The sequence below is a fragment of the Streptomyces aurantiacus genome, assembly GCF_001418335.1.
In the GTDB taxonomy this organism is placed as follows: domain Bacteria; phylum Actinomycetota; class Actinomycetes; order Streptomycetales; family Streptomycetaceae; genus Streptomyces; species Streptomyces aurantiacus.
In genome coordinates this window covers 1-976 of record NZ_LIPP01000398.1, presented here as the reverse complement: position 1 = coordinate 976, position 976 = coordinate 1, and the positions used below count along the sequence as shown (strand labels likewise).

Genomic DNA, 976 nt, shown 5'->3' with positions numbered 1-976 from the left:
GCGCTGCTCGTCGCTCATCACGTCCAGCGTGACGTCGACCCGCGTGACCCCCTCGACCCGCGCGACCGCCTCGGTCACGTTGTTGGTGATGGTGTCGCGCATCGGGCACCCGGAGACAGTCAGGTACACCGCGACCGCGACCGAACCGTCCGCGCCGATCTCCACCGATTTGACCATCCCCAGCTCGGTGATGGGTCGATGGATCTCGGGGTCGTTCACCGTCGACAGTGCTTCACGCACCGCGTCTTCCGTAGCCATGGGTCCGATGGTACGGCGCCCGGCCCTGGGGCCGGAAAGCCCTGTCACCGGTCGTCTACGTCACGTCCCCGAGGATGTTCTGCCGGGAATACGACACGGCCGTCCCCGTGCCCGTCGGAACGCCGGTCCTCCAGCTCCCTGACCAGGTCCTCCAGCTCGGAGCGGATCCAGTCCCGGGTGGCGACCTCGCCGAGTCCCATGCGCAGCGCGGCGATCTCCCGGGTCAGGTACTCGGTGTCCGCGATGGAGCGCTCGTTCTGCTTGCGGTCCTGTTCGAGGTTGACCTTGTCGCGGTCGTCCTGCCGGTTCTGCGCGAGGAGGATCAGCGGGGCGGCGTACGAGGCCTGGAGCGAGAGCATGAGGGTCAGGAAGATGAACGGGTAGTTGTCGAAGCGCAGGTCGCGCGGCGCGGACACGTTCCACACCACCCACAGGATGATGACGACCGTCATCCAGACGATGAACCGTCCCGTGCCCAGGAACCGCGCGATCCGCTCGGAGAGCCGCCCGAAGGCCTCGGGGTCGTACTCGGGCAGGAACCTGCGCCGCGGCGGCTGCGGCTGGTCGAGCCGCAGGCGCGGCCGGGCGGGGGCGGTCGTCGTCGTCCCGGTGGCGGCCCGTTCGCGGGCCTCGCGCTCAGGAGCCATCAGCGGCCCCCCGAACGGCCCCCCGGACGGCCCCCCGGACGGCCGGGTGGCCGGTGCCGAACCCGGCGCCG

Annotated in this window: 2 protein-coding genes; both read right to left on the bottom strand. The window is 70.6% G+C overall.

Translation table 11 applies throughout. The features are described from left to right. The coding region (locus AOK01_RS45795; RefSeq protein WP_245702564.1) for a metal-sulfur cluster assembly factor at positions 1–258 on the bottom strand (258 nt) is incomplete at its 3' end. A 44-nt stretch (positions 259–302) separates the two neighbouring features. Beyond that, entirely contained in the window at positions 303–905 is a 603-nt protein-coding gene (locus AOK01_RS36555; protein WP_055519366.1) for a DUF1003 domain-containing protein, read from the bottom strand. Positions 906–976: the final 71 nt, after the last annotated feature.

Bases quoted from the DNA above. Each gene is read 5' to 3' on its own strand.
- AOK01_RS36555 (WP_055519366.1), bottom strand. From the start codon at position 905: ATGGCTCCTGAGCGCGAGGCCCGCGAACGGGCCGCCACCGGGACGACG.